The sequence below is a fragment of the Hyphomicrobium sp. genome (assembly GCF_051860585.1).
GTDB lineage: Bacteria > Pseudomonadota > Alphaproteobacteria > Rhizobiales > Hyphomicrobiaceae > Hyphomicrobium_C.
In genome coordinates this window covers 1-658 of sequence record NZ_JBHYDS010000023.1, presented here as the reverse complement: position 1 = coordinate 658, position 658 = coordinate 1, and the positions used below count along the sequence as shown (strand labels likewise).

The 658-nt window shown below is 61.9% G+C and carries 1 protein-coding gene; it reads right to left on the bottom strand.

Annotated features, from left to right (window positions below; all coding sequences use genetic code 11):
- The coding region (locus ACTIFK_RS19005; protein WP_439544584.1) for an outer membrane protein at positions 1-658 on the bottom strand (658 nt) is incomplete at both ends.

Sequence of the window (658 nt, the reverse complement as noted above, 5' to 3'; positions counted from 1 at the left end):
TGATGGGACGTTTCGTCGAGGCGAACCGTCCAGGCACTGGTGGGAGCATGGGTGGGATACACGGTGGGCCCGAAAGTCTGATCGACGGAGCCGACGTACAGGTAGCGATACTCGCCGAACACGAAAGCGTTGCGACCGAGGGAGACGCGAACGCCGGCCTTTACTTGCGCCGCAAAGGTCCAAGCCGACGAGTCCGTGCCGGAATTGAAGTGATTGATACCAGCTTCTATCGGGTTGGTCTGAAGGGAATTCGCGCCCTCGATGGAGACGCGGGCGCCGCCGATGCCGCCGCCGATGTAGGGCGTCACGCCCGGATAGGACGTCGGAAAGCTGAGAACCATATTCGCCAGAACAACGGCGTTGTTCATCGGGAAGGTATTTTCGAACGTATGCTCGGGAAGCCGGATGCTTGGGTTTTGCAGCGTCGCGCGCCGGCTCCCCGTGTCGAGATAAAATCCTTCGATCTCGAAGGCGGGCAGTACGACCGAGGGATACGACGACAATTCATAACCGACCTGCCCGCCCACGAACCCGACACCGCCGCTGTCGGTCCGCCCCGTCGCATTGACGGATAACGGGCCCCCCACGGCCTCGGGAAAAAAGGCAGTGCCGAGCTGTGTGACGTCAGTGGCGGTGCTGGAGCCTCCACCGCCGAAGA